The 259-nt window shown below is 63.7% G+C and carries 1 protein-coding gene; it reads right to left on the minus strand.

Features of this window, described 5'->3' with window-relative positions:
• Positions 1-259, minus strand: a 259-nt coding sequence (locus tag SB816_RS32905; RefSeq protein WP_410548369.1) for an ATP-binding cassette domain-containing protein, incomplete at both ends; no start/stop codon positions are given.

Below are 259 nucleotides of genomic sequence, written 5' to 3' on the forward strand. Positions count from 1 at the left end.
CCGCGCACTTTCCTCCGACGCCCGGCTGCGGCGACGCGTGGCAGGCAGCGAGAAGAGATCGGCGAAGACCGAACCGCGCTCATGCAGATGATGGCCGACAATGGCGTTTTCGAGCACGCTCATCGACTGGAATATCTGCAAATTCTGAAAGGTGCGCGACAGGCCGCGTCGGGCGAGCAGGTGTGGCGGCATGCGGGTTACGTCCTCGCCATCCAGCAGAACCCGGCCGCGCGTTGGGGTATAGACGCCGGATATCATG

This window comes from Achromobacter sp. SIMBA_011 (assembly GCF_046535435.1).
GTDB lineage: Bacteria > Pseudomonadota > Gammaproteobacteria > Burkholderiales > Burkholderiaceae_B > Achromobacter > Achromobacter dolens.